Consider the following 25342-nt stretch of genomic DNA (forward strand, 5'->3'; position numbering starts at 1 on the left):
TGGCGAAAGCAACATACGACCGTGCCGAAATTGCTAATAGCGAGATTGACTAGTCACGCCGAAGCACTGAGGCACACAATGGGGACACGTAGGGACGTCATGGCTTTTTCGCGTGTTGTAGGAGGTTTCCGTGCAAAACATCGTCGAAGGCTTCAAGTCGCAGTATGCAAGAGAACAGGAATCAGAACTCTCTCTCGAGGAGTATCTGGATCTCGCCCGACGCGACCCGATGGCATACGCCAGCCCGGCCGAGCGCATGCTGGCCGCGATTGGCGAACCTGAAATCGTGGATACGCGCAACGACCCACGTCTTTCCCGTTTGTTTTCCAACCGGACCATCCGGCGCTATCCAGCGTTCCAGGAGTTCTACGGCATGGAGGACGTCATCGGGCAGATCGTGGCGTTCTTCAAGCACGCCGCGCAGGGGCTGGAAGAGCGCAAGCAAATCCTCTATCTGCTGGGGCCCGTCGGCGGCGGCAAGTCGTCCATCGCCGAGCGCCTCAAGGTGCTGATGGAGCGCTTCCCCATCTACGCGCTCAAGGGCTCGCCGGTGAACGAGTCGCCGCTGGGCCTGTTCCATCCGGAACGCTTCGGCGACACGCTCGAAAAGGAATACGGCATTCCGCGCCGCTACCTCACGGGCATCATGTCGCCATGGGCGGTCAAGCGCCTGAAGGAGTTCGACGGCGACATCTCGCAGTTCCGCGTGGTGCGCCTGAACCCGTCGGTGCTGCGCCAGGTGGCGATCGCCAAGACCGAACCGGGCGACGAGAACAACCAGGACATCTCGTCGCTGGTCGGCAAGGTCGACATCCGCAAGCTCGATCGCCATTCGCAGGATGACCCGGACGCCTACAGCTATTCCGGCGGCCTGTGCCTGGCCAACCAGGGGCTGCTCGAGTTCGTGGAAATGTTCAAGGCGCCGATCAAGATGCTGCATCCGCTCTTGACGGCGACGCAGGAAGGCAACTTCAAGGGCACCGAGGGTTTCTCGGCGATCCCGTTCAACGGTTGCATCCTGGCGCACTCGAACGAGTCGGAATGGCAGACCTTCCGCAACAACAAGCACAACGAGGCTTTCCTCGACCGTATCTATATCGTCAAGGTGCCTTACTGCCTGCAGGTGTCGGAAGAAGTCCGCATCTACGAGAAGCTGCTGCATCACAGCTCGCTGTCGACGGCGCCGTGCGCGCCGGGGACGCTGGACATGATGGCGCAGTTCTCGGTGCTGACCCGGCTGAAGGAGCCGGAGAATTCCAGCATCTACTCGAAGCTGCGCGTCTACGACGGTGAAAGCCTGAAGGACGTCGATCCCAAGGCCAAGGCGTTGCAGGAGTACAAGGACTACGCCGGCACCGACGAAGGCATGAACGGGGTCTCGACGCGCTTCGCGTACAAGATCCTGTCCAGCGTCTTCAACTACGACCAGACCGAAGTGGCGGCCAATCCGGTGCACCTGATGTACGTGCTCGAACAACGCATCGGGCGCGAGGACTATCCGGAGGAAATCCGCCGGCGCTACCTGGAGTTCATCAAGGGCTTCCTGGCGCCGCGCTATGCCGAGTTCATCGGCAAGGAGATCCAGACGGCGTACCTCGAGTCGTACTCGGAGTATGGCCAGAACATCTTCGACCGCTACGTCACGTTCGCCGACTGCTGGATCCAGGACGAGGAATTCCGCGACCCGGAAACCGGCGAGAGCTTCGACCGCAGCGCCCTGAACGACGAACTGGAGAAGATCGAGAAGCCGGCCGGCATCGCCAATCCGAAGGACTTCCGCAACGAGATCGTGAACTTCGTGCTGCGGGCGCGCGCCAACAACAACGGCCGCAACCCGACCTGGACCAGCTATGAAAAGCTGCGCGAAGTGATCGAGAAGAAGATGTTCTCGAACACGGAAGACCTGCTGCCGGTGATCTCGTTCAACGCCAAGGCGTCGGCCGAGGACAAGTCCAAGCACCAGAGCTTCGTGGATCGGATGGTGGAGAAGGGCTACACGGAAAAGCAGGTCAGGCTGCTGTGCGAGTGGTATCTCCGTGTAAGGAAGTCTTCCTGAGCGAGGTGAATCATGAATTCACTGATCGATCGCCGTCTTAACGGGCGCAACAAGAGCGCCGTTAACCGGGAGCGCTTTCTGCGGCGTTACAAGGACCAGATCCGCAAGGCGGTCCACGGGATGATCCGCGACCGCTCGATCCAGGACATGGATCAGGGCGGCGAGATCAACCTGCCCGCCCGCGATATTTCCGAGCCGACCTTCCGGCACGGCGCGGGCGGCGACCGGGAAATGGTGCATCCGGGCAATCGCGAGTTCGCCAAGGGCGACACGTTCGACCGGCCTCAGGGGGGAGAAGGCCAGGGCGGCGCCGAGCCTGGCGAGGGCGAGGCGGTCGATCACTTCACCTTCAGCCTGTCGCGCGCCGAGTTCCTCAATCTGTTCTTCGAAGATCTGGAGCTGCCTCACCTGGCGCGCACCCAACTGGGTGAGGTCAGCCAGAAGAAATGGCAACGCGCCGGCTATACCACCACCGGCTCGCCCAGCATGCTCAGCATCAGCCGCACGCTGAAGTCGTCGCTGGCGCGGCGGGTGGCGCTGAGCGTGAAGGCGCGCGCCGACCTGGAAGACGCGGAAGAACGCCTGGCCAAGGCCAAGGCGGCGGGCGCGCCCGCCGACCAGATCAAGGCCCTGGAGCAGGACGTCGAGGACTGCCGCGAGCGCCTGGCGCGCGTGCCGTTCCTGGATGACCTGGACCTGCGCTACCGCAACCGCGTGTCGGTCGCGATCCCGATGGCGCGCGCGGTCATGTTCTGCCTGATGGACGTGTCCGGCTCGATGGACGAGGGCAAGAAGGACCTGGCCAAGCGTTTCTTCACGCTGCTGTACCTGTTCCTGTCGCGCAAGTATGAGCATGTCGACCTGGTCTTCATCCGCCATACCGACAATGCCGAGGAAGTGGACGAGCAGACCTTCTTCTACGATCCCAAGAGCGGCGGCACCATCGTGCTGTCGGCGCTGGAGCTGATGCGCGAGATCGTCGAGAAGCGCTATCCGCCCTCGGCCTGGAACGTGTATGCGGCACAGGCCAGCGACGGCGACTCGTTCGGCGCCGACGCGGGCAAGAGCGCGCGCTTTTTGGCCGAGCACCTGCTGCCGGCCACGCGCTACTTTGCCTATATCGAGGTTCCCGACTCGCAGGAGGCGCGCAAGAGCAGCCTGTGGGCGGAATATGAACAGAAGCTGGCGCCGCATTTCGTGATGCGGCGGATTTGCGATCGCGGGGAAATCTATCCCGTGTTCCATGACCTGTTCAAGAAGGAAACCGCATGAATGCCATCCTGGGCGCACTGGTGGAGCCGGAATCGGCCGACAGCCCCCGGCCGTTGTCGCAAGGTTCCGAATGGACGTTCGAACTGATCCAGTCCTATGACGACGCGATCTCGCAGGTCGCGCGCGAGTACGGGCTGGACACCTATCCGAACCAGATCGAGGTCATCACCTCGGAGCAGATGCTGGACGCGTACGCGTCGGCGGGCCTGCCCATCGGCTATCCGCACTGGTCGTACGGCAAGGAGTTCATCCGCAACGAGCAGTACTACCGGCGCGGCATGCAGGGCCTGGCCTACGAGATCGTGATCAACTCCAACCCCTGCATCGCGTATCTCATGGAAGAGAACTCCATGACGATGCAGGCGCTGGTGATCGCGCACGCCTGCTACGGCCATAACTCGTTCTTCAAGGGCAATTACCTGTTCCGCCAGTGGACCGACGCCGACGGCGTGCTGGACTATCTGGTGTTCGCCCGCAAGTACGTGATGGACTGCGAGGACCGCTACGGCATCGACGCGGTGGAGGCGCTGCTGGATTCCTGCCACGCGCTGTCGCACCATGGCGTGGACCGCTACAAGCGGCCGACGCCGATCTCGTACAAGGAAGAGGCCGCGCGCCAGGCCGAGCGCCAGGAGCACGCGCGGCTGCAATACAACGACCTTTGGCGCACGCTGCCGCGGCTGGAGGCCGACAAGGATGAGCGGGTCGCCGCGTCGGTGTTCCCGCCCGAGCCGGAAGAGAACCTGCTGTACTTCATCGAGAAGTATTCGCCCAAGCTGGCGCCGTGGCAGAAGGAACTGGTGCGCATTGTGCGCAAGGTGGCCCAGTACTTCTATCCGCAGACCCAGACCAAGGTGATGAACGAAGGCTGGGCCACGTTCTGGCACTACACCATCCTGAACCGGCTGCACGAGAAGGGACTGGTCAACGACGGCTTCATGATGGAGTTCCTGCAGAGCCACACCAACGTGGTCAGCCAGCGCGGCTTCGACGAACGCGGCTACGGCGGCATCAACCCGTACGCGCTGGGCTTCGCGATGATGTCGGATATCCGCCGCATCTGCGAAAAGCCCACCGACGAGGATCGCCGCTGGTTCCCGGACATCGCGGGTGGCGATTGGCTCAAGACGCTGGACTTCGCCATGCGCAACTTCAAGGACGAGTCCTTCATCTCGCAGTATCTGTCGCCGCGCCTGATCCGCGAGTTCCGCTTCTTCGCGATCTCGGACCACCAGGCCAATCCCAAACTGGAGGTCGCCGCGATCCACGACGACGAGGGTTACCGCGACATCCGCCGCCTGCTGGCCGCGCAGCACAACCGCGACAATCTGGTGCCGGACATCCAGGTGGTCCGCTTCAACCGCGACACCGACCGTTCGCTGGTGCTGCGGCACCTGAAGAGCCGAGGCCGGCCGCTGGCGGCCGAGGACGCGGAGCAGGTGATGAAGCACCTGGCGCGGCTGTGGGGCTTCCGGGTGCGGCTGGAGGAGACCGAACCCGACGGCACCGTCAGTTCGTACCGCGAGCAGGATCCGCCCAACGCTTGAGCGGCCATGGGCTGCCCCGGACAACCGCGTCCGGGACAGTCGCCACCGGCTGTGCACGGGCGCCCGTGGCAAAAAGGGGACGCAATAGCGTCCCCTTTTTCTGGGGCCCCTGCGCCGCTGCAGCTTTCTTGCCGATCTGCTAGAATCGCGGATTCGCATTTTCAGCAATGCGTACCGGATCAGGACAGGTGGCCGAGTGGTTGAAGGCGCACGCCTGGAAAGCGTGTATACGTCAAAAGCGTATCGGGGGTTCGAATCCCCCTCTGTCCGCCAAGAATTTCGCAAGAGTCGCCCCGGGGCAGCCCGTCAGCGCTTTGCCCCGAAAACCCGCATGAACATTGGTTCTGCGGGTTTTTTGTTGTCCGGAGGGTCGCCGGCAGCGGCATTCACTTCTCTCGGGCGTGCCGGGGGCCGTGGCATCGCTTGAAGATCCTAGCTTCGCACCACGCCGCGAAAGGCCGCCGAGAGCGCGGCCAGCGCATCCCGCGCGCGGCTGTCCCGGACCCGGGTATGCAGAAGGATGGGCAGCCGCGGCAGGTCTGGCAGCCCCAGCCTGGGGCCGACATCCACCGCGCCGAACGGCACCATGCGCGGGGCAAGCGCGGCGACCCCCAGCCCGGCCATGACGGCGGCGGCGACCGCCATCACGCCGCCACCCACGAACACCTCGGTCCAGGGGACGCCGGCCTCATCGAGCAGTTGTCCGGCCAGGGCGCGCACGCCGCAGGGTTCCGCCATCGTGGCCAGCGGCAGCGGCTCGTCCGCGCGATGCTGCCAGCCGGGCATCGCGAACCAGCCGAATTTTTCTTCGGCCAGGATTTCCCCGTCGCCGCGCCCCGCCTGGAAGCGCACGATCACCGTGTCGAGTTCGCGGCGGTCGAAACGTTGAAGCAGTTCCGCCGACGATCCGATCCGGATTTCGATCAGCAGGTGAGGATCCTGGGCATTCATGCGCGCGATCAGCGCGGGCAGTTCCGGACCCGCGACGTGGTCGCTGATGCCGATGGCAAGGCGCTGCCGCGTTCCGCCGACGACCGCGACCGCCCGGTCATGGGCCTCGATCAGCTTGCGCGCATGTTCAAGAAAGGTCGCGCCCTGGGCCGAAAGCTCCACGTAGCGCGGCGTTCGTTCGACAAGCTTGAAGCCCAGCCTTTCTTCCAGCCGTTTCAGCTTCAGGCTGACCGCGGCCTGCGTGGTTCGTGACGCTTCGGCGGCGCGGGTGAAGCTGCCCAGCTCGGCGATGCGGATGAAGGCTCTGACGGCTTCCAGGTCAAGGGCACGCTTTGTCATATCAAAGCTTTATTGTTGAAATAAGAATGGATAAGTTATCAGAATAGATAATAGGCGACGGGACTACAAAGGAGGAACTTCCCATGCCGTTCGCTCAAATCTCGTTGCGCTCCGGAAAGACGGAGGCTTACCGTCAGGCCATCTTCGACGGCGTTTACCGCGCGCTGCGCGAAACGTTCAACGTGCCCGAAGATGACCAGTTCATGGTCATGACCGAGCATGAGGCCGCCAACTTCCGCTACGGCGCGACCTATCTGGATATCGCTCGCAGCGACGATCTCGTGTTCATCCAGATCACCGCGAACAATACGCGCACGTTGGAACAGAAGAAGGCGCTGTTCCGGCGGATTGCGCAATTGCTTGGCGAGAATCCCGGCCTGCGCCCCGAGGATGTGTTCGTGAATCTCGTCGAGGTCCTGAAGGAAAACTGGTCGCTGGGAGGCGGCCTCGCGCAGTACGCCTGACCCGGCCGACAACAGAATAGGTCGCCGGCCAGGCAGGCCACCGCCAGCATGTTGCGCTTGAACGGGTCGCGCTCGCGTGCGTCCCGCCACCCGCGGCGCGAGCGGTATTCCAGAAAGCCGGCTGAAAGTTCTGTTGGGCCTGGAAAGGCGTTTCAGAGGGAAGCCGCGCGAAGAATGTTTCAGCGCGGCGATTTGGATTTCGACTGATTGCAATAGCGTCGACGCGTATCGCGTCCATTCATAAACTCCGCCTGCGCTTCGATCCCGCGCCTGGGTCGCGCCCCGCACCATCGTGCGTCGCGCTAGGGCGGGAAAAGCGCTGTGCGAGCCTGCCGCCGCGCTGTCGACATGACGTTGCCGGTACGCCCGCTTCACTTGATCTTGAAAAGCGTGGCGCATCATGTTCGATTGGTTTCGACGCAAGTGGTTCGGCTGGTCCATCGAGCAGGCGCGGATGGTTCTAGACTTTCCGGGACCCGACAAGGTCGGGCCTGGCCGGCAGCGAGGCAGGGCCACGGGCATGGTGGTGGCGTTTTTCACCCGCGACAGCATTTACGAGACGGAAAAGAACCGCATGCTGCGCTCGGCGCAGAGGCTGGGACTGGCCGTTGACGCCGAGCCGATCGCATCCACGGGTTCCTGGGTGCGCAACGCATCCATGAAGCCATCGGTGCTGGTCGCCATGCGCAAGAAGCACACCGGGCCGCTGTTGTACGTCGACGTGGATGCGGTGTTTCACCGCGATCCGTGGCCGGCGCTGGCTGCGTTGGATTGCGATATCGCTGCGTACCACGAGCCCGACGGGCACTTGCTGAGCGGCACGTTGTTCCTCAACCATACGCCGGCCGCCGCCGAGCTGTTGCAGGCCTGGGCCCAGGCCTGCGCGGAGAATCCCGACGAGTGGGACCAGTTGGTGCTGGAGCGCCTGCTTGCCAGCGATGCCGCGTCCGCCGCGCCGCGCTACCGGCAGGCGCGGCTGCCCGTCGCCTATTGCTGGATCTTCGACAAGACCGACAACGGGCCGTGCGACGAGGTGTTCATCGAGCATTTGCAGGCCAGCCGGGAAACGCGGCAGCGCAAGCGCGCGTTCGGCAGGCCGGTGCGCGCGGTCAGGCGCCGCCGCGACCGGGTGCGGGCGATCGAGCGCATCCTGTTCGACGGGGACACGGCGCGATAGCGCGCAGGCCGGCCCGTCGGTGGCGTCGGGCCGGCGCCTTTGCCTGACGCCACGGGCGTCCTCACAGACTGGCGGATTCGTGCGCGTCGGGAGTCGTGATGCGGTGAAGCTGGAACGTCTGCCGGGTGCGAAAGCCCAGGCGCTGGTAGAGCGCGAGGGCCGCCGCGTTGTTGTCGCGGACGTGCAGGAACGGCGTCTCGCCACGCCGGCGGATGTCGCGCCGCAACCGGTTCATCAGGCGGCCGGCGAGGCCCTGGCCGCGGCAGCTTGCATCGACGCACACGGCGCTGATCTCCGCGAAGCCGTCCAGCCGCATGCGTTCGCCGGCCATGGCGACCAGCCGGCCGTGGCGCCGTACACCGAGGTATTGACCTGTTTCGATGGTGCGTGGCCCGAACGGGCCCGGCCGCGTGGCGGCCGCCAACGCCATCATGTCGGCGGCGTCGCTGGCGCCCAGCGTCAGGAAGTCCGGCTCGTCCGCCGCGATCGGAGTCTGGCCATGGTCGACCATCTGGAAGAAAGAGAACAGCGGTTCCGAACGCAGGCTGTCGAGCGGGGGCGGTACGTACAGGGTTTGCAGCAACGCGGGGGTGTCCGGCGCGACGAGCCGACGCAGGGCATCGAAGGCCTCGCGCGTGGTGTTGCGCACGGCGGCAAACGGGGCGACGTCGGGCAAGTAGCGCGCGGCCAAGCCATCGCCCTGGCGCAGGTGCGCCTGGCGGCCGGCCAACGCGAACCAGGCCGGATTGTCGAGCTGAGTGGGATCGGGATGTTCCATGGTGAGGGTCTCGCTTGCTGAGGCGCCGGGATAAGCGCGGCCCGGCTGGGAAACCAGGCCGAAGCCGTTGATTCAGCGGGAATTCTAGACAGCGGCAAGGGTCGGGATCTATAGTCGTAAATGACAATATTCGGGCTATTTACGACATGCGTATCTGTCTGTTCGCCTTGGATGGCGCTTTCGATACCGGCCTGACGGCGCTGCTGGACGTTTTCGACACCGCCAACGAACTGGCGTCGATGCAGTCGGACGCGCCCGCGCCGTTCGATGTGACGGTGGCAGGCGTGGGCCGGCGTATCCGCACCGCGCTGGGCCTGTCCATGGCGGTGCGACCGGCCGGCGAAGTGGCGCGGCCGGATTGGGTGGTGGTGCCGGCCTTGAATGCCAAGACGCCGCCCAGGCTGCTGGACGCACTGGTCCGGCCCGACGTGGTGCGCGCCAAGGCGCAGTTGCGCGCCTGGCATGGGCAGGGAATCGGGGTGGCCGCGGCGTGCATAGGAACCTTCGTGGTGGCCGAGAGCGGCGTGCTGGACGGGCGCGAGGCCACCACGACGTGGTCGCTGGCACCTCTGTTCCGTGAACGCTATCCGGCGGTCAGCCTCGATGACACGCGCATGATTGTTGCCGGCGACGGCGTGGTGACCGCGGGCGCGGCCATGGGGCACCTGGACCTGGCGCTGTGGCTGATGCGTCAGGCCAGCCCGCAGTTGGCGGAGAGGGTGGCGCGATTCCTGTTGATCGACAACCGTTCATCACAGGCCCGATACATCATCCCCGACTTTCTGGCCCACGCCGACCCGCTGGTGGCGCGTTTCGAACGCTGGGCGCGCGAGAATCTGTCCAAGGGGTTTGCGTTGCAGGAGGCGGCCGAGGCGCTGCGCGTGCATCCAAGAACGCTGCAACGACGCACCGAAAGGGTCCTGGGCAAGTCGCCCCTGGCGTTCGTGCAGGACCTGCGGGTACAGCGTGCGCGGCAACTGGTGGCCAATGGTTGCGACCTGGATACCGTGGCGGCGCTGGTCGGTTACGCCGATACATCGACTCTGCGCACTCTGTTGCGCAGAAAGCTCGGGCGCGGCATTCGGCAATTGCGGTGCGACGCCGGGGCCTGAGGCGCGCGGCCCTGGCGTGCCCAGGGTTTCTTGGTCGCGGCGCCCTGGGTTGGTCTACGCTTGAGGCCTGTTCCCGGAGAGAGTCATGTCCAAGATCACCATCGATTTCGTGTCCGACGTAGCTTGTCCCTGGTGCGCGGTGGGCCTGGGCGGCCTGCTGGCCGCCATCGGGCGCGTACAGGACGAGGCCGAGGTCGAGCTGCATTTCCGGCCGTTCGAGCTGAATCCCGACATGCCCAAGGGCGGGCAGAACACCATCGAGCGGCTGATGGCCAAGTACGGCTACAGCCGCGAGCAGGTGCAGGCCAATCGCAAGGTCATCAGCGAACGCGCGGCGGCCGTCGGCATGCGCATGCGCATGGCGGATGACAACCGTTCGTTCAATACCTTCGATGCCCATCGCCTGCTGTACTGGGCGGGCCTGGAAGGGCAGGGCAGCCAGACGGCGCTGAAGAAGCTCCTGCTGGAGACCTATCACTACGACAACCAGGACACCAGCGACGTCGAGGTGCTGGTGCAGGCGGCGGCGGACGCCGGCCTGGATGCGGAGCAGGCGCGCGCGGTGCTGGCCTCGGGCCGCTACACCGAGGAAGTGCGCAAGGAAGAGGCCGAGTGGCGCGACCGCGGCATCACCTCGGTGCCGTCGGTGATCCTCAACGGCAAGTACCTGGTCTCGGGGGGCCAGCCGGCGGACGTGTTCGAGCAGGCGCTGCGCCAGGTGGCGCGCGAGGGCTGAGCGGCGGGCGGCGCCGTGGCCGCCGCGCCGTGGTCCGCATGAGCGGGAAGCCGCCGCGCCGTTGCCGCGCGACGGCCGTCCCCGGTTTCTCGATGCGGCGGCCGGTTCAGGCCGTCACGATCGGCGCCACGTCGAGCACGTACATCTGGCGTTCGCCTTCGTGCACCGAGTCCACGCACACCTGCGTGCCGTCGCGGCTCCAGCGCGGGTGCAGGTCGCAGCGGTTTTCCTTGGACAGCCCGGGATCGGCGTAGAAGCTGCCGAGGTCGTGGCGTTGCCCGGTATGCATGTCGTACAGGAACAGGATGCGTTCGTGGGTGACAGGATCGGGGTAGGTATCGCTCAGCAGCCAGCGGGTGTCCACCGGTGAAAACGTCATGTGGCCGTTCTCGGTGAGGACGCCGTCGCCCACCACCTGCACCTGGCCGCCGTCGGCATCTTCATACAGGTGGTAATGGATGCTGCCGGCATGCGGTCCCCAGACGATGATCGAGCGGTCGTCGCGCCAGAGCGGGTGCGAGATCTGGTATTCCGATTTCTCGTAGTCGAAGGTGCCGACGGCGGCCGGGTCGAAGTCGTCGGCCAGTTGCGGCAGCGGATGGTCGGAACATTCCAGCAGACGCATGTCGCTGCCGTCCGGGTTCATGGTGATGAGGCGGTGCAGGAAGCAGGTCTCGTCCTCGACCCGCTCGGTCCAGCGATGCAGGAACAGGATGCGCGTCGACGACGGGTTGACTTCGATGTGGCTGACCCAGTGGATCGCGCGCTCCATCGAGGCGCGCGGATGGAAGTTGCGCAGGTCGGCGTAGCTGACCAGCAGGCGGTGCGCGCCGCTTTCCAGGTCGAGCGCGTGGATGCCGTCGTCGGCCGGCGCGTTGGTCACCGGCGCGGGCGCGTGTTCGCTGTAACCGATGGTCTGGTGCGTGATGTAGAGCCGGCGGTAGTCCACGCACAGGGCGTAGCGGCTGTCGGGCGCGGCGACGTAGATCGGCAGCGGCAGATGGCGCGTCTGGCCGGTGGCGACGTTGTGCACCGCGGAGCGAAATCCAGGATAGAAGCCGCCGCCGTCATCACGACGGCAGTTGTAGATCAGTTGCGGCTCGGCCATGCCATCCAGCCACTGCAACTGGCAGCCCATCTGCCAGTTCCAGGCCGTGGTGACGCCCACCGCGTGATAACGCTCGCCATCGCCCAGGTCGAAGTAGCCGACCTCGGCGCGCAGTTCGGGCGTGAGCCGGGCATCCTTGACGGGCACGCGGTTGGCCAGCAGGTAGCGGCCGCCGCGATCCCAGACGGTCTTGTTGTAGTAGCCGAAGAAGTGATGGCCTGGCGGGCCGCCCAGGCGGCGGCAGGCGATGGCGGGAGTGGTCATGCGGTTCGTCTGTCTATGAAAAATGGGTTCAACCAGCGCTGATGTGCTCGGCCTCGATGACCTTGTTCCAGCGGGCGCGTTCGCGTTCGACGAAGGCGCGCGCCTCGGCGGGACTGTTGCCCACCGGCGTCATGCCCAGGTGCTCGAGGCCGGCGCGGAACTCGGGGTCGGCGTAAACGCGGCGCAGGTCGGCGCTGAGCTTGTCGATCAGCGCGTCCGGCACGTCCCTGCCGGCGGCCAGGGTGGTCCAGGAGGTCACGGTCAGGCCGGGCAGGCCGGCCTCGGCGGCGGTGGGCACGTCGGGCAGCGCGGGAGATCGCCTGGCGCCGGTGATGGCCAGGGCCTTGAGCTTGCCGGTCTGGATGTAGCCGATGGTGGTGGGCACGTTTTCGAACAGTAGCTGGATCTGGCCGCCGATCAGGTCGTTGATGGCGGCGGAGCTGCCGCGGTAGGGAATGTGCGCGATCGGGGCCTGCGCGGCCATTTTGTAGAGTTCGCCTACCATATGCACCGAGGAGCCGACGCCGGCCGAGCCGAAATGCAGGTTGTCGGGGCTGGCCTTGGCCTGGGCGGTCAGTTCGGCCAGGGTGTTGGCCTGGAGCGTCGGACTGGCCACGACCACGTGCGGCATTTCGGCGACGATGGTGATGACCTTGAGGGCGTCTGCCGGGCGGTAGTTCAGATGCTTGTAGACGCCATAGGTGGCGTGCAGGCCGATGGAGCCGAGCAGCAGGGTGTAGCCGTCGGGGTCGGATTCGGCGACGAATTTGCCGCCGATGTGGCCGCCGGCGCCGGGCCGGTTCTCGACCACGACCGGCTGGTTGTAGAGCTGGCCCAGGTACTTGGCCAGCAGCCGCCCCTGGATGTCGGAACTGCCGCCGGCGGTGAACGGCACGATGATCCGTAACGGGCGGTCCGGATAATTGGCCTGGGCCAGGGCGTTCAACGGCAGGGCCGCGCTCGCCAAGGTCAGGCCAAGGGCTTGCAGGACGCGGCGGCGCCAGGGACGGCATGAATGCATGGTATTTCCCCTACAGCGGTTGGTTTTTCGGTGGGGTGCGGGAGCAGGAGCACCTGAGGAGCCACGAGTGTAGGAGTCGCTAAGTATTTGAAAAAATTCTTTTTTCGGCATAGTCTATGCAAGTTTGCTATACCCTGTGACCCTATGAGCCGACCGCTGAATTTCCGTCAGATCGAAGCCTTCCACGCGGTAATGCTGGCCGGCACCACCACCGGCGCGGCGCAGATGCTGCGCACCACGCAACCGTCGGTGAGCCGCCTGCTGGCGCAGGCGCAGCAGGCCAGCGGCCTGAAACTGTTCGACATGGAGCGCGGCCGCCTGCGGCCGACGCGCGAGGCCAAGGACCTGTTCGATACGGTCAAGCGGCACTTCGTCGGCCTGGAGCGCATCGAGGACCGCGTGGCCGCCATGCGCCGCAGCGGCAGCGGGGTGTTGCGGCTGGCCTGCACGCCGGCGCTGGGCCTGGGCATGCTGCCCGGCGCGGTCGAGGAATTCGCGCAGCGCTATCCCGACGTGCACATCAACATGCAGACCGTGGGCAGCCAGTATCTGCGCGAGGGGCTGCTGCACGGCACCTACGATGTGGTGGTGACGACCGTGCCGCTGGACGGCGCGCACCTGGCGCTGCAAAGCCTGCACGAAAGCGCGGCGGTCTGCGTGATGCGGCCGGACCATCCGCTGGCGGCGCTGCCGGCCATCGGCATCGCCGACCTGAACGAGCGTCGGCTGCTGGTGCTGAACGCCGACGATGACGTCTACCTGCAGTTGCGCGGCGCGATGCTGGCGCACCAGGTGCAGCCGGTGTCGGAAATCGAAACCACCTATTCATCGACGATCTGCGCGCTGGCCGCGGCCGGCACCGGCCTGGGAATCGTCAATCCGTATATCGCCGATGTCTTCGCGCAGCAGTTGGCGATACGGCCGTTCACGCCGAAGCTGCCGGTGCGCGTCTGCATGGCCTATCCGGCGCAGACGGCGCCTTCGGTGGTGACCGAGGCCTTCGTCGACATCCTGACGCGGCGCTTCCACGATATGGCCGAGCCCGCCTGAGGCCAGCTCGGCGGCCGCCGGGGAACGGCGGAGCCATCGGTGTTACTCAGCATGCGGCGCGCCCTGCGCCAGAAGAACAAGGAGACAGTCTTGACGCTCGCCGCCATCCCTTGGGTTCCGGGTATCCGGCCCCGCCCGCGCGCCGCCGGAGCGGCGCGATGACGCCGCGCGCGGGACGCACGCTGGGACTGGAGATGGAAATGGCGGTGGCGCGGCGCGATACCGGCGCCAGCCATGCGGTGGGCGGCTACTTCGAGACGTTGGCCGCGATCAAGGCGGCGCGCGGCGAGGCGCCGGATCTGTCGCGCATCGGCGAGCGCGTCGTGGGCGTGTCGGTGGCGGCCGGCGAGAGCGGCCTGGACAACGGCTTCAATCTGCTCGAGACCGCGTTCGCGCCGGTGTCCGAGGACGACGGCGGGCTGGCCGAGCTGGCGCGGCGCGCCACGGGGGAGCTGCACGACGCCTGCCGCGCGCTGGAAGCGGAAGGCGCGGTGCTGCTGAATGCGTCGGAACATCCGGACTGCACGCTGGACCCGTCGTGGTACGCGACGGTGCACGTGCCTCGGCCGATCTACCGCGAGCTGGTGGGCCATCGTGAATGGCTGCATCGCGTGGGGATCGATGCGAAAGCCCAGAACAGCCCCTGCACGTCGGTGGACGTGACCCAGGCGGCGCGCGCGCTCAATGTGGTGCTGGCGCTGGCGCCGGCCAGCATCGCGATCTTCGCCAATAGTCCGCTGGAGAACGGCCGCGCGACCGGCCTGAAGGAGAACCGGCTGACGGTGTGGGATCGCATGTTCCGCCATTCGCGCTATGCCGGCGACCACCACCTGCAGCGCCTGCCCGAACGGCCGTTCGTCGACCTGGGCGATTATTTCCGCTGGATGTTCGCGCCCGGCACCGCCAGCCGCTGCCTGCCGCTGGCGACGGAGGAAGGCTACAAGTCGGCCACCGGCGTGTACCTGCGTGGTTCGCCCTGCCTGTCGGCGTTCCTGGCGTCGGAGGGCTGGCCGGGCCTGCGCACGGACACCGGCGAGGAAGTCACCCTCGCGCCGCAGGGCGCGCATTTCGAGTATTCGCAGTTCGCGCATTTCCTCGATGCGCGGTGGCGCTACCGGCTGGCGACGCCGCCGTCGCTGGAGGCGCTGCGCGAAGCCTGGCGCCGGCCCGGCGGCATCGAGGAGCTGTACGCGCGCCTGGGGGCCAGCGGCTATATCGAAGGCCGCGCGCCGGGCGCTGGCTTCGCCGACGCGCAATTGCTGCGCGAGGCGGGGCGCGAGGTCGCGGCGACGCTGGTGATGGCGCCGTCCGCGTTGCAATTGGGGTTGATGCGCAACCTGCCACAAGCCGAGGATCTGCTGCGGTCTTGGGGCTGGCTGCGGCTGCGGGCCATGCGCGCCGACGCCATGCGCGACGCGCTGCACGATCCCGCGGTGCATGCGCTGGCCGGCGAGGTGCTGGCGGTGGCCGCGGGCGGGCTGGCGCCGCACGAGCGCCATTGGCTCGATTATGCGCATTACGCGGTGGATGTGCGCAGCAGCGGCGCGGACCGCCTGCTGCGCCTGTGGCGCGAACTCGAGGGCGATCCGCGCCGCCTGGCCAAGGTCTGCGAGGCCAGGGCGGTGGTGCCGCTCTGAACGTGCGAGTCCCCGGCCGGACCGGCGCGGTTCAGGCCAATTGCGGCATCAGTCCCGGCCCGGGGGGCGGGACGTTGTCCAGCAGCGCCAGCAACTGCCGTTGCAGGCCGTCCGGCGCGGCGCCCGTGCGCAGCGCCTGCTTTTCGCCGTCGGTCAACAGGCCCGCCAGGTCCGCCAGGCTGTCGCATTCCATCGAGTAGGCCTGATGCGTGCGCACCGCGATCTGCTCCAGCGACTTCCAGGCCGACAGCATGTGGGCCTGGTGCTGGACCTCGTCGCTGATGTTCGAGGTCAGCGTGCTGATGCCGCCGTGGAACACCGGCAGCGCGTTCGGGCCGGCCGTCCAGATCTTCTGCTTGTCGGCGAAATCGGCGCCGGCCTGGTCGGGGTGGCTGGTGATCAGGTTGACGAAGAACGATTTGATCTTGCCCAGCACGCCGGGCGTCGGCGCCTGCGGCGGGCCGCCGTGCATGATCTGGTAGGCCTTGCCGTTTTCGTCGAAGGTCAGCAGCAGGGTGCGGGCCTGCGTCTGGCCGAGCGCGTCACCGGTCAGGGCGGTGGGCACGCCCTGCGCGTCCTTCGGATGGGTGAAGACCTCGGACGGCATGTTGCTGCCGATGCCGCCGTCGGCATAGACCTTCTTGCCGCCGTCGGCCGTCTCCACCGACACCGCCTTGAACGCGATCGGGAACGACATCGACATGCGCGCGGCATAGGCGATCGGCATGTCCGGCGTGCTGTCGGCGTCGAAGTATTCCTCGACCTGGTCGGTCTTGTTCCAACCGGTGAGCGTCAGCTGCTTGAACTTGTCGGGCGCCAGCGTGTTCAGCAGCTTCAGGTCGCCGAACGTGATCATGCTGTCCTTGTGTTCCTGCTCGAAGTCCGGGAGCTGCTGCAGGCGGCTGAGGCGTTCGAGCTGGCGGTCGCTCAGCTGGCCCTGGCCGGCGAGCGCGACCAGCTTGTCCTGGAACGCATGGGTGTTCCAGTGCGTCGTCAGGTAGTCGTGCACGCTGCGCGCGGTGGTCTGGTCGACCACCTTCAAGGAAGCGACGGCGGGCGCCAGGCCGCCTTCCATCTTCAGGTCGGGATAGATGCGCGCCAGGTCGCTGCCGCCCTTGAGCGCATCGAGCATGCCCGGGCGGAACAGGGCGTCGGCCGGCCCCTGCTCGAACTGCGCGGCGCTCAGGCCCGCCGCCAGGCAGGTGGCGGTGAGGGCGCCGGCGGACGAGCCCGACAGGTGCTTGAGACCGGCCAGCATGCCGGTCTTTTCCATCTGGTCCAGGCCGGCGCTGTAGCCGATGCCCTTGGCGCCGCCGCCGCGCAGCGCCATATTCTCGAGCTGCGGCGCGGAGCGGATGACGACGTATTTGTCGCCGCGGGGAATGATCTGCGGACGGGTGTCGGCCTGCGGCAGGTTGGACATCAGTTCCGAGCGGGCCGCATCCACTTTCAGCCGGTCCAGCGCCATGGCGGCGGACTTGCCGGCGGATTTCATGGCGCTGGCGAAGTCCTTGCCATCGACCGAGCCGTCCTGTCTGCGCGGCAGCGCGTCGAAGGAGCGCTGGACGATGGACTCGAAGCGCGTCTGCACGTCGCCGGCGAAGCTCTCGATGCCCTTGGGGCCCATCATGTTGGCGAGCGCGCTGGTCTCCTGCATGAAGTACTGTTCGAACGAGCGCTTGGCCGCGTCGACGTGGGCGGCGTTGGTGTCGGGCGTGACGAACAGGCCCTTGAGCTGGCCCAGCAGCGAGGTCGGCGCCTGTGCCGGCGGTTGCCATACGGAGGCCGCGGCGCTGTTCTGGATGGCGCTGGAGATACCGTTCATGCGAGTGCTCCCGGTGCGGCGACGCCCATGGCGCCGGCCGATATGCCAAAGGAGATCTGCGCGCCTTCCAGCGCCAGGTCGCGCACCAGGGCGCGCGTGTCCTGCGCTTGCGCCACCTGGTATTGCAGCCAGCGCGGCCAGGTGTCGTCATCGAGCCGGTGCAGCGCGATCCGGCCGGTGCCGGTCACGAACTGGCGGCTGTCCAGGCCCATCACGTAGGCGTGGCCGCGCAACGCGTTCTGGTTGATGAGCAGCGCGCCCTTGATGACGGCGCGGCGCAGGCTGCCCTGCAGCGTGGCGGCGTCGTGCACGAAGAAGTCGGTGAGCAGCCGCTGGTTGTCGGGATGCAGCGTGACGCGGCCGGGTAGGTCGTCGAACAGCAGATCGAACTGGCGCGCGCCGCTGGGCAGCGTGTCCAGTCCGCAGGCCTGCGCCAGCCGTGCCAGGTCGCGCTCGGCCTGGCGCGCGTCGCCTTGCGGGCCGCGGGGAAGCGTCGCGGGCGGGGTGGCGTCGGGATCGGGACGGGCCAGGCGGTCGAGTTCGCGCAGCAGCGCGTCGGCGATGTCGTGCAACGCCTGGGCGTCGCAGGCCGCATATAGTGGCAGGCTCAGGCTCGGACCCAACTCCGGCGAGATGCCGCCGATCAGGCCGGCGCCCAGGCGCGTATCGAAGCTGCGGCGCAGCAGCGCTTCGCCCTGCGGGTCATCGAAGCCGGGCGCGTCGTTGAAGGCGTGGCGCCAGGCGGTGAGCACCACGCTGCCGTCTTGCGCGTTGCGCGTCATGCCGAGTTGATGATGGTCGTCCAGCGGGACGGCCCATTGCGCGGGCTGTTCGGTGTCGCTGGAATCGACATGCGCCTGCGCGTATTGGGCCGCGGCCCGCGCGAAGTCGGAGAGGGAGTTGTGCGCCATGGGAAGCTCGCGAAGTGGGAATCACCCCCTGAGTAACAGCTCTATGCCTTCCGGTTCCGTGCCGGGGCCTGGGATTCGCGCGGCGCGGGTGCCATAATGTCGGCTCATCCATCTTGCGCTTCGAGCGGCCGCGCCCGCGTGGCCCCCTGTTACCGTGTCAGACCCTCAATTCGCCCAAGTGCTTTCCGAACTCGGCCAGGCGCTGGGCATTCCCGCGCTGGCGCCCGCGGAGGGTGGCCTGTGTCAGTTGGCATTCGATGGTCGCCATCTGGTGCAATTGATGGCGCATGGCGCGCGCGGCCAGATCCTGTTGTCGTGCGCGGTCGGCGGGGGCAGGATGGACGGCGCGCTGGCGCTGCTTGCCGCACAGGGCAACTTCCTGCAGGCAGGCGGCGGCGTGGTGGCGTGCGCGGCCCCTGACGGCCGCATGCACCTGCAGTTGGGCCTGCCGCGCGAGCAATGCGGCGCGGATGCGCTGCTGGCCGCGATCGATGCGCTGCTCAACCAGGTCGAGGCCTGGGAGAAGCGCGCCGCGCGCGCCGAGCCGGGCGCTGACGCGCCGTGGCGCAATCCCGCCTTCATGATGCAATCGGTCTGAACCCGCGTGGCGGCCGCCGGGGCCGGCTTAGCTGGCTTTCTGGATCACGCCCTTGAGCGAGTCCGCGATCTGCTTGGTGATCGTGCTCTGGATCTCGATCAGCATGGTCCATTGCTGCACCTGTTGCTGCATCTTCAGCATATCTGCTTGCGACACGCTGCCGTCGGCGTTGGTGCGCAGGTTCGACAGCGTCGTCTGCAGGTTGCTTTCCTGCGACCGGATGCTGTCATAGATCGTGCTGTTCACGCTATTGAAATTCAGGCCGGACGAGCCGGTCAATCCGTTCAATGCCATGATGCGTCTCCTAGCGATTAAGGGGGGAGAAAGGGGCGGACGGCGCGGCGCCGGCATCCCGGGGGTCAAGTTGCAGCGCGGCCAGCACCTCGCGCGCGGCGGCGGCGGCCTGTGCCACCGCCTGGTATTGCTGGAACGCGACCGGCACCAGGCCAGAAGCCAGGCGCTGGTTGGCGCTTTGCTCCAGTTCGGCGAGGCGCTGCGCCAGCGCGGCGCGCAACGCGGCGCCGCCAGGGGCGGCCAGGCGTTGTTCCAGTTCGGTCAGGGCGGTCGTATCGGTCATGGCGGCAGAGTCGGTTGGGATGTCAGCGCGTCACGATGGCGCTGCGCGGGCCTTCGAAAATGATTCGGGTGTTCTCCACGGCGACCAGGCGGTACTTGCGGTAGACGCCGCCCACCAGCAGCTTGCTGCCGTCTTCCAGTACGATGAAGGGCTGAGGCCCGCCGACCACGCTGCGGATCACGAACGGCACGCTGTCGGCCGCCGGCGAGGCGCTGGCCGCGGCCAAGCGGGCCACGCCGAGATGGGCCTGGTTGAATTCGTTCAGCACGTCCTGCAGTCGGACCTGCTGATCGTCGTCGAGCGCGCCCGCGGCGATTTCCAGGTGGTCGGGCTTCCACGCGAGGGTGACGCCGGATAGGCCGGCGTCCACCAACTGGCTGGAGAGGGCGTCGCTGAGTTGCTGCGTCAACGCGATGCCATTGCCCAGCACCGTCATGCCGGGCAACTGCGCCCGCAGGGTATCCAGCGCAGACGCGCGTTCGCGCGCGCTGCTGGCGATGCCGACGACATTCAGGCGGCCGTCGCCTTCATACCGCGGGTCATAGCGCACATTGAACGCGCGCAGGGCCGCGCGGGCGGTGCGCACCACCTCGTCCTCGTTGCTGATGCGCAGGGCGGGCATGGGCCAGATCTGCGACAGCGCCGAGGCCACGGCGTCCTGTTCGGCGGCGTTGCGCACCCATCCCGACACCGTCACCACGCCGTCGCGCGCCATCGAGACGTGCAGGCGCGAGGCCAGGCCCATGCGCTCGAACACCGCCGAGATCTGCCCCACGGATTTCTCCGCGGCCGCCAGGCGCGGATCCACCTGCGGCGCGCGGGTGGCGCTGGATTGCGGCATCAGGGTCAGGGCGATGGCCACGAAGATGGTCAGCACGACCGCGGCCAGGCCCAGCACCATGGGCCAGGAGTCGCGCTTGCGACGCCGACCCTGCGCAGGCGGCAGCGGCAGGCGCCGCTCCAGTTGAAGCTCTTCTTCGCTGGTCGGCGCCGCGCCCGCAGGCGGGGGAGGCGATGTCGCCGTGGCGGCAGCATCCGGCTCGGCCGCGCCGCGCGCCAGCGCATCGTTGGCGGCATCGGGGGCGTTGGCCCAGGGGGCGCCGCGCCGGGCCACCGTGATCCAGACCGGACCCAGCGGCACCGGCCGGTTGAACGGCGTGCCGGGCATCCCGTTGGGCGCGCCGTCGTCCAGCGACAGGTCCCAGCCGCCTTCGCCGATGCGCACGCGCGCGGCGCGCGGACCCATGCCGTCGTCGGCCAGCACGATGTCGCAGGCCGGGTCGGCGCCCAGCACCGCGCCGTCCGCGACCTGGCAGCGGGCATCGCGATGCAGCCCGGACAGCACGCGCAATTCCAGCGCTTCGCTCATGAGGGGGCTCCGGTTGCGGGGGCGTTCACAGGTCCACCCTGGCCAGCGGCTGTACGTTGATCTCCTGCGTCAGCTCCTGGTAGGACAGCACCGGCAATTCGTACAGGTCCTGTTCGATCATCTTGCGCAGGTAGCGGCGGATGTCCATCGAGGTCAGCAGCACGGGCTTTTGCGCGGCGGCGGCCAGGTCGCCGGTGGCGCGCTTGATGTTGTCCACCAGCTTGCGCGAGGCATTGGGATCGAGCGCCAGGTAGCTGCCGGCCGAGGTCTGGCGGATGGCGCCGCGCACGGTCTCTTCGACGTTGGGCGCCAGCAGGTAGGCGGGCAGGATGTTCTGGCCGCTCGAATATTTGTAGCTGATATGGCGCTTGAGCGAGACGCGCACGTATTCGGTCAGCAGCACCGAGTCCTTCTCTTTCTGGCCCCATTCGATCAGCGCTTCCAGCACCGCGCGCAGGTTGCGCACCGAGATATCCTCGGACACCAGCCGCTGCAGGATCTCGGCGATCTTCTGCACCGGCATCACGCGCAGCGCTTCCTTGACCAGATCGGGGAAGCGGTCTTCCATCGCCGTCAGCAGGAAGCGCGTCTCCTGGATGCCGATGAAGTCCGACGAGTATTTCTTCAGCACGAAGGCCAGATGCCAGGTCAACACCTGGTGCGGGTCCAGGAACGGAATGCCGGCGGCCGACAGCGTCGGCGCCAGGCCGGCGTCGACCCACAGCGTGGGGACGTTGGGCAGGAAGCGCTTGTCGGTTTCGTAGGGCACCTGCAGCGCCTGCAGGTTCTGTTCCGTGTCGCGCACCAGCACCGCGCCCGGCCGCAGCTTGCCTTGCGATACCGGCACTTCGGACAGCAGGATGTTGTAGGTGTCTGCGGGCAGCGCGTCGTTGAAGCGCAGTTGGATGCCGGGGAACGGCACGCCCAGGTCGAAGTAGAGCGCGCGGCGGATCTTCAGCAGTTCCTCGTTCAGTTCATCGGCGTCGAAGCTGCGCTGCAGCGCGGCGGCCACGTCGATCATCAGCGGCAGCGTGGGCGCGAATTCTGCGCTGCCGTCGGCGCGCGGCCCGGCCTGCGGCTTCTGGCCGTCGGCCGCCAGCGCCGGGATCTCGGTGATCTCGCCGGTCTTCTCGTCCACCACCTTGCGCGTGCCGCGCAGCAGCACGAAGCCGATGGTGCCCACCACCGCCGCCAGCGCCAGGAAGGTCAGGGTGGGCATGCCGGGGATCAGGCCCATGCCGACGGCGATGGCGGCGGCGATCAAGAGAGCGCGCGGCTGCGCCAGCACCTGGGCGCCGATGTCCTTGCCGACGTTGGAGGGGCCGTCGCCGGTCTGCACCCGGGTCACGATGATGCCGGCGCAGATGGCGATGAACAGGGCCGGAATCTGCGCGATCAGGCCGTCGCCGATGGTCAGGATGGAATACACCTGCACCGCTTCGCCGGCGGACAGGCCGCGCTGCATGGTGCCGATGAGAATGCCGCCAAGCAGGTTGACCGCGACGATGATGAGGCCGGCGATGGCGTCGCCCTTGACGAACTTCATGGCGCCGTCCATGGCGCCGTACAACTGGCTTTCCTTTTCCACCACCGAGCGGCGCTTGCGCGCCTCGTCCATGTCGATGGTGCCGGCGCGCAGGTCGGCGTCGATCGACATCTGCTTGCCGGGCATGGCGTCCAGCGAGAAGCGCGCCGCCACTTCGGCCACGCGCTCGGCGCCCTTGGTGATCACGACGAACTGCACGATGGTGAGGATCAGGAACACCACCAGGCCGACGATCAGGTTGCCGCCGACCACGAAGTTGCCGAAGGTCTCGATGATGTGGCCGGCGTCGCCCTGCAGCAGGATCAGGCGGGTGGTGGCGATCGAGATGCCCAGGCGGAACAGCGTGGTGACCAGCAGCACCGACGGGAATGACGAGAACGCCAGCGGCGACGGCAGGTACATGGCCACCATCAGCAGGATCGCCGACAGCGTCATGTTGGCGCCGATCAGCACGTCGACCAGCGTCGTCGGCAGCGGCAGGATCATCATGAAGATGATCGAGACGATCAGGACCGCCAGGACGATATCGTTGCGGCTGGTGGCGGCGGCGACGACGCGGTTCAGGGCTTGCATGGGTCGGCTCACGTCGTTTCCGCTTCGGTGGGCGCGGCCGCCGGGGCGGGGCGCAGGGCAACGTAGGCGCGCATGGCCGCGGCGGCCTCGTCGCGCCGCTCCAGGGCCAGCAGGGCCTGCGAGCGGATCAGGTGGAACGGCGCGTCGACGCCGCCCTGCATGGCCAACTGGTCCAGCGTCGACAGGGCCGCGTCGGGCTTGCCGGCGCGCAATTGCGCCAGCGCCAGGGTGGCGAGCTGGCGGGCGTCGGCCTGTCCCAGGGTGCGTAGCGCGTTCAGCACCACCGCGGTCTTTTCGGGCCGGTTGTTTTCCAGGTAGACATAGGCCAGCAGGCTGAGCAGCTCGCGGGCGTCGGGGGGCAGGGGCATGGCGGCGCTCATCCCTGGTACAGCGCGCTGCGGTACATGGCGACCAGGTCGCGCAGGCCGGCCTCGTCCTTGAGCAGCCGCACGGCGCGATTCAGCGCCCGGGCATCCTCGGGATTGTGGTCCTGGTTTTGTTCGGCCGCGGCGGACAGGCCTTCCAGCGTCGCCTGCAGGGCCTGCGCGAACTTGCCGGGCAGCAGCAGGTCGCGGTTGGCGACCGTGGGGCGCAACTGGCTGTCGAGGTAGCGGTCGATGTTCGGCGTGTCGAGCAGTTGGGCCAGTTGCGCCTTGACGCCCTCCGCCGGCGGGGCCAGTTCCTGGCGTTCGGGCAGGTGCTGGCCGGCGGCCTCGCGGCCGGCGTAGGTGATGCCGTCCAGTCCTCGGTCGAAGGCGAAGCCGCTGATGCGCATATCGGACATGGTGCGAGGGTCTCCGTTTCAGGTTCAGTTGGCGCGCGCGTCGTCGAGCCAGCGCGCCAGCGTGTCCGCCGCGCGTCGCAGCTCGGTGGCGTCGGCCTGGTCGGCGGGCAATCGGGTCAGCGCCAGCAAACGGGGAATGCCGTCCTGCTCGCGCAGGGCGGCCTGCACCGGGTAGCCAGCCAGGCGCGAATGGTGCGCCCGCCGCCAGGCCTGCAGCAGGCGCGTCGGGGCGTCATAGGGCACCGGATCCGAGACGTAGACCAACACTTCGCCGTCGGCCGCCTCGATGACGACCCGACGGCCCGAATCCAGTTGCAGCGCCAGGTTGCCGTGCGGCCCCAGGGCGAGCCGCCCCAGGCCGATGGTCTCGCCGAAGGCGCCCAGGGCGCGATCCAGGCTGTTCATTCGTATTCCTCGTCGATGGCCGCGTCCAGGGCCAGTTGCGCCGCGCCCAGGACGGACTGGCGGGCATCCGGGTCGGGGTACATCGGCAGCGGCAGGTCCTTGAGCACCGCGCGCACGCCGCCCAGGAAGGTGATGCGCGCGGCGACGCTGTCGGCGCCGTGGCTGGCGGCCAGGGCCGTGAAGCGCGATTCGGAGATCCACTTCTCGTTGCTGACGTTGACCAGGTCGCGCATCAATTGATCGGCCGCCAACGGCTTGCCGTGCTCCCGCGCCATCTTTTCACCCAGTTCGCCGCAGCCGTCCAGCACGGTGACCGCCACGCCCAACTGATACAGATCCTGCATCAGCGCCTGCAGCCGGTCCGGGCTGGTGGACGGTCGCGCCGCGGCCAGGTCCTGGCCGAGGGCCTGGATCAGTTGCTGCAGGCCGCGGCCCACGTCCTTGCCGCCGAAGCGCTCCAGCGCCAGCGTCAGGGTCTTGGCCAGCGACGCTTCGCCGAGCACTACGTCCTGGTAGGTGCGCTGGAAGTCGGCCACGCCGCGGGCGTCGTCGGCATAGCCGGCGGCCGCGCCGATGGTGTTCAGGCTGGCGCGGATCTGCGGGCCGCTTTCCAGTTCCAGGTCGGCCAGCGCCTCGCGCAGGCCGTCCAGTACGTCCTCGGGCGCGCCGTCGCGTTCGCCCTGGCGCAGCGCGTATTGCAGCCCAAGGTACTGGCCGGCGGCATCGCCGAAGGCCCGGGCGGCGGCCTGGCGCGGGTCGGCCTGGCCGGCCAGCAGATGACGCGCCAGCTCGATCAGCTTTTCCTGCGCGTCGGCGTCGTGCGACTCGGCCAGGTAGGCCACGATGGCCTCGGCGCTGAGCATCTGCAGCGGGGCGTCGCGGCCGATCTTGCGTTCCGCGTGGTGCTTGTCCTCGGTCTTCTCGGCCATGTGCAGGCTGAGTTCCTCGGCGGAATCGGCCAGCGAGACCTCGCCGTCGACGGCCGTGGCGGCCTGGCCCAGCATCGTGCCGACCTGCTGCTGGCCGTGCTGGATGTCGGCGTGCGAGGTCGTGGACGAGAAAGCGGAAGGAGGCAGGCCGGCGTCGATACGGTTCATGAAGGCGCGAGGAACGGCGGACGAAGGCCGCGCACAGTCAGGGGTAGTAACGGATGGGCGGGGAAAGTTCCATCATCGGCTGATGGAACCGAGGCAGGGGTTTGGTTACCAACACGGCATGCGGGCATTCCGGGGCGATCGGCAG

Annotated in this window: 24 protein-coding genes and 1 tRNA gene; 11 read left to right on the forward strand and 14 right to left on the reverse strand. The window is 67.4% G+C overall.

The features are described 5' to 3' along the window. Window positions 1-139: 139 nt before the first annotated feature. The 4 genes from ACUDCK_RS03125 to ACUDCK_RS03140 all read left to right on the forward strand — a co-directional run bounded on the left by ACUDCK_RS03125 (window position 140) and on the right by ACUDCK_RS03140 (window position 5148). Window positions 140-2056, forward strand: a complete 1917-nt coding sequence (locus ACUDCK_RS03125) for a PrkA family serine protein kinase (RefSeq protein ID WP_372415586.1) — start codon at window positions 140-142, stop codon at window positions 2054-2056. A gap of 12 nt (window positions 2057-2068) precedes the next feature. Beyond that, the gene (locus ACUDCK_RS03130; protein ID WP_175168040.1) at window positions 2069-3328 is read left to right on the forward strand and encodes a YeaH/YhbH family protein; all 1260 of its coding nucleotides are present in this window, start codon (window positions 2069-2071) and stop codon (window positions 3326-3328) included. Continuing rightward, window positions 3325-4875, forward strand: a complete 1551-nt coding sequence (locus ACUDCK_RS03135; protein ID WP_049071186.1) for a SpoVR family protein — start codon at window positions 3325-3327, stop codon at window positions 4873-4875. The genes ACUDCK_RS03130 and ACUDCK_RS03135 overlap by 4 nt, the downstream gene beginning before the upstream one ends. A gap of 182 nt (window positions 4876-5057) precedes the next feature. Next, window positions 5058-5148: transfer RNA gene (locus ACUDCK_RS03140), tRNA-Ser, on the forward strand. A gap of 159 nt (window positions 5149-5307) precedes the next feature. On the opposite strand, the gene ACUDCK_RS03145 is transcribed toward ACUDCK_RS03140, so the two are convergent. After that, window positions 5308-6165, reverse strand: a complete 858-nt coding sequence (locus ACUDCK_RS03145) for a LysR substrate-binding domain-containing protein (protein ID WP_175168041.1) — start codon at window positions 6163-6165, stop codon at window positions 5308-5310. 83 nt (window positions 6166-6248) lie between these two features. Here ACUDCK_RS03145 and ACUDCK_RS03150 point away from each other — a divergent pair, with 83 nt between their 5' ends. Continuing rightward, window positions 6249-6629, forward strand: a complete 381-nt coding sequence (locus tag ACUDCK_RS03150) for a tautomerase family protein (protein WP_054503443.1) — start codon at window positions 6249-6251, stop codon at window positions 6627-6629. A gap of 400 nt (window positions 6630-7029) precedes the next feature. Beyond that, window positions 7030-7806, forward strand: coding sequence for a putative nucleotide-diphospho-sugar transferase (locus tag ACUDCK_RS03155; RefSeq protein WP_231132991.1), 777 nt, complete (start codon window positions 7030-7032; stop codon window positions 7804-7806). A 61-nt stretch (window positions 7807-7867) separates the two neighbouring features. Here the strand turns inward: ACUDCK_RS03155 and ACUDCK_RS03160 are convergent, their stop codons facing one another. Next, window positions 7868-8584, reverse strand: coding sequence for a GNAT family N-acetyltransferase (locus tag ACUDCK_RS03160; protein ID WP_054503444.1), 717 nt, complete (start codon window positions 8582-8584; stop codon window positions 7868-7870). A gap of 146 nt (window positions 8585-8730) precedes the next feature. Between ACUDCK_RS03160 and ACUDCK_RS03165 the strand changes: the two genes are divergently transcribed. Both ACUDCK_RS03165 and ACUDCK_RS03170 read left to right on the forward strand, forming a co-directional pair. After that, window positions 8731-9696 (forward strand): GlxA family transcriptional regulator, encoded by a 966-nt coding sequence (locus ACUDCK_RS03165; RefSeq protein ID WP_175168042.1) that lies wholly within the window; start codon window positions 8731-8733, stop codon window positions 9694-9696. 85 nt (window positions 9697-9781) lie between these two features. Next, window positions 9782-10432 carry a DsbA family oxidoreductase gene (locus ACUDCK_RS03170; RefSeq protein ID WP_445659286.1) on the forward strand — a complete coding sequence of 217 codons (651 nt, stop codon included), beginning with the start codon at window positions 9782-9784 and terminating at the stop codon, window positions 10430-10432. A gap of 106 nt (window positions 10433-10538) precedes the next feature. Here ACUDCK_RS03170 and ACUDCK_RS03175 read toward each other — a convergent pair whose 3' ends face one another. Beyond that, a complete protein-coding gene (locus tag ACUDCK_RS03175) occupies window positions 10539-11804 on the reverse strand; it encodes a hypothetical protein (RefSeq protein WP_175168044.1) in 1266 nt (421 codons plus the stop codon). 28 nt (window positions 11805-11832) lie between these two features. Continuing rightward, on the reverse strand, window positions 11833-12825 hold the full coding sequence (locus tag ACUDCK_RS03180; protein WP_054503448.1) for a Bug family tripartite tricarboxylate transporter substrate binding protein: 993 nt from the start codon (window positions 12823-12825) through the stop codon (window positions 11833-11835). A 144-nt stretch (window positions 12826-12969) separates the two neighbouring features. Here ACUDCK_RS03180 and ACUDCK_RS03185 point away from each other — a divergent pair, with 144 nt between their 5' ends. Together ACUDCK_RS03185 and ACUDCK_RS03190 are read left to right on the forward strand one after the other, a co-directional pair. Beyond that, entirely contained in the window at window positions 12970-13875 is a 906-nt protein-coding gene (locus tag ACUDCK_RS03185; protein ID WP_054503449.1) for a LysR substrate-binding domain-containing protein, read from the forward strand. Window positions 13876-14033: 158 nt separating this feature from the next. Continuing rightward, window positions 14034-15512, forward strand: coding sequence for a glutamate-cysteine ligase family protein (locus ACUDCK_RS03190; RefSeq protein WP_175168045.1), 1479 nt, complete (start codon window positions 14034-14036; stop codon window positions 15510-15512). Window positions 15513-15543: 31 nt separating this feature from the next. Here the strand turns inward: ACUDCK_RS03190 and ACUDCK_RS03195 are convergent, their stop codons facing one another. Together ACUDCK_RS03195 and ACUDCK_RS03200 are read right to left on the reverse strand one after the other, a co-directional pair. After that, window positions 15544-17337: a patatin-like phospholipase family protein gene (locus ACUDCK_RS03195; RefSeq protein ID WP_175168046.1), complete on the reverse strand. Its 1794-nt coding sequence runs from the start codon at window positions 17335-17337 to the stop codon at window positions 15544-15546. Next, the gene (locus ACUDCK_RS03200) at window positions 17334-18248 is read right to left on the reverse strand and encodes a hypothetical protein (RefSeq protein ID WP_175168047.1); all 915 of its coding nucleotides are present in this window, start codon (window positions 18246-18248) and stop codon (window positions 17334-17336) included. Before ACUDCK_RS03200 ends, ACUDCK_RS03195 begins: the two co-directional genes overlap by 4 nt. A gap of 178 nt (window positions 18249-18426) precedes the next feature. Here ACUDCK_RS03200 and ACUDCK_RS03205 point away from each other — a divergent pair, with 178 nt between their 5' ends. Continuing rightward, a complete protein-coding gene (locus ACUDCK_RS03205; protein ID WP_054503453.1) occupies window positions 18427-18846 on the forward strand; it encodes a CesT family type III secretion system chaperone in 420 nt (139 codons plus the stop codon). Window positions 18847-18873: 27 nt separating this feature from the next. Here the strand turns inward: ACUDCK_RS03205 and ACUDCK_RS03210 are convergent, their stop codons facing one another. From ACUDCK_RS03210 to sctW, 8 genes are read right to left on the reverse strand one after another with little or no spacing between them, the layout of a single operon-like run. Next, window positions 18874-19140, reverse strand: a complete 267-nt coding sequence (locus tag ACUDCK_RS03210; RefSeq protein WP_054432779.1) for an EscF/YscF/HrpA family type III secretion system needle major subunit — start codon at window positions 19138-19140, stop codon at window positions 18874-18876. 10 nt (window positions 19141-19150) lie between these two features. Then, window positions 19151-19423, reverse strand: coding sequence for an EscE/YscE/SsaE family type III secretion system needle protein co-chaperone (locus ACUDCK_RS03215; protein WP_054503454.1), 273 nt, complete (start codon window positions 19421-19423; stop codon window positions 19151-19153). A 22-nt stretch (window positions 19424-19445) separates the two neighbouring features. Next, window positions 19446-20792: a type III secretion system inner membrane ring subunit SctD gene (gene sctD, locus ACUDCK_RS03220; protein ID WP_175168048.1), complete on the reverse strand. Its 1347-nt coding sequence runs from the start codon at window positions 20790-20792 to the stop codon at window positions 19446-19448. Window positions 20793-20817: 25 nt separating this feature from the next. Next, window positions 20818-22911, reverse strand: a complete 2094-nt coding sequence (gene sctV / locus ACUDCK_RS03225) for a type III secretion system export apparatus subunit SctV (RefSeq protein ID WP_175168074.1) — start codon at window positions 22909-22911, stop codon at window positions 20818-20820. An 8-nt stretch (window positions 22912-22919) separates the two neighbouring features. Beyond that, on the reverse strand, window positions 22920-23279 hold the full coding sequence (locus tag ACUDCK_RS03230; RefSeq protein ID WP_054503547.1) for a tetratricopeptide repeat protein: 360 nt from the start codon (window positions 23277-23279) through the stop codon (window positions 22920-22922). 8 nt (window positions 23280-23287) lie between these two features. Beyond that, the gene (locus ACUDCK_RS03235) at window positions 23288-23695 is read right to left on the reverse strand and encodes a hypothetical protein (protein WP_175168049.1); all 408 of its coding nucleotides are present in this window, start codon (window positions 23693-23695) and stop codon (window positions 23288-23290) included. Between the two features lie 24 nt (window positions 23696-23719). Continuing rightward, on the reverse strand, window positions 23720-24100 hold the full coding sequence (locus tag ACUDCK_RS03240; RefSeq protein ID WP_144656996.1) for a hypothetical protein: 381 nt from the start codon (window positions 24098-24100) through the stop codon (window positions 23720-23722). After that, a complete protein-coding gene (gene sctW / locus ACUDCK_RS03245) occupies window positions 24097-25197 on the reverse strand; it encodes a type III secretion system gatekeeper subunit SctW (RefSeq protein WP_175168050.1) in 1101 nt (366 codons plus the stop codon). The genes ACUDCK_RS03240 and sctW overlap by 4 nt, the downstream gene beginning before the upstream one ends. Window positions 25198-25342 lie beyond the last annotated feature (145 nt).

This window comes from Achromobacter sp. CF-sbj1-Ac2-l, from assembly GCF_052698165.1.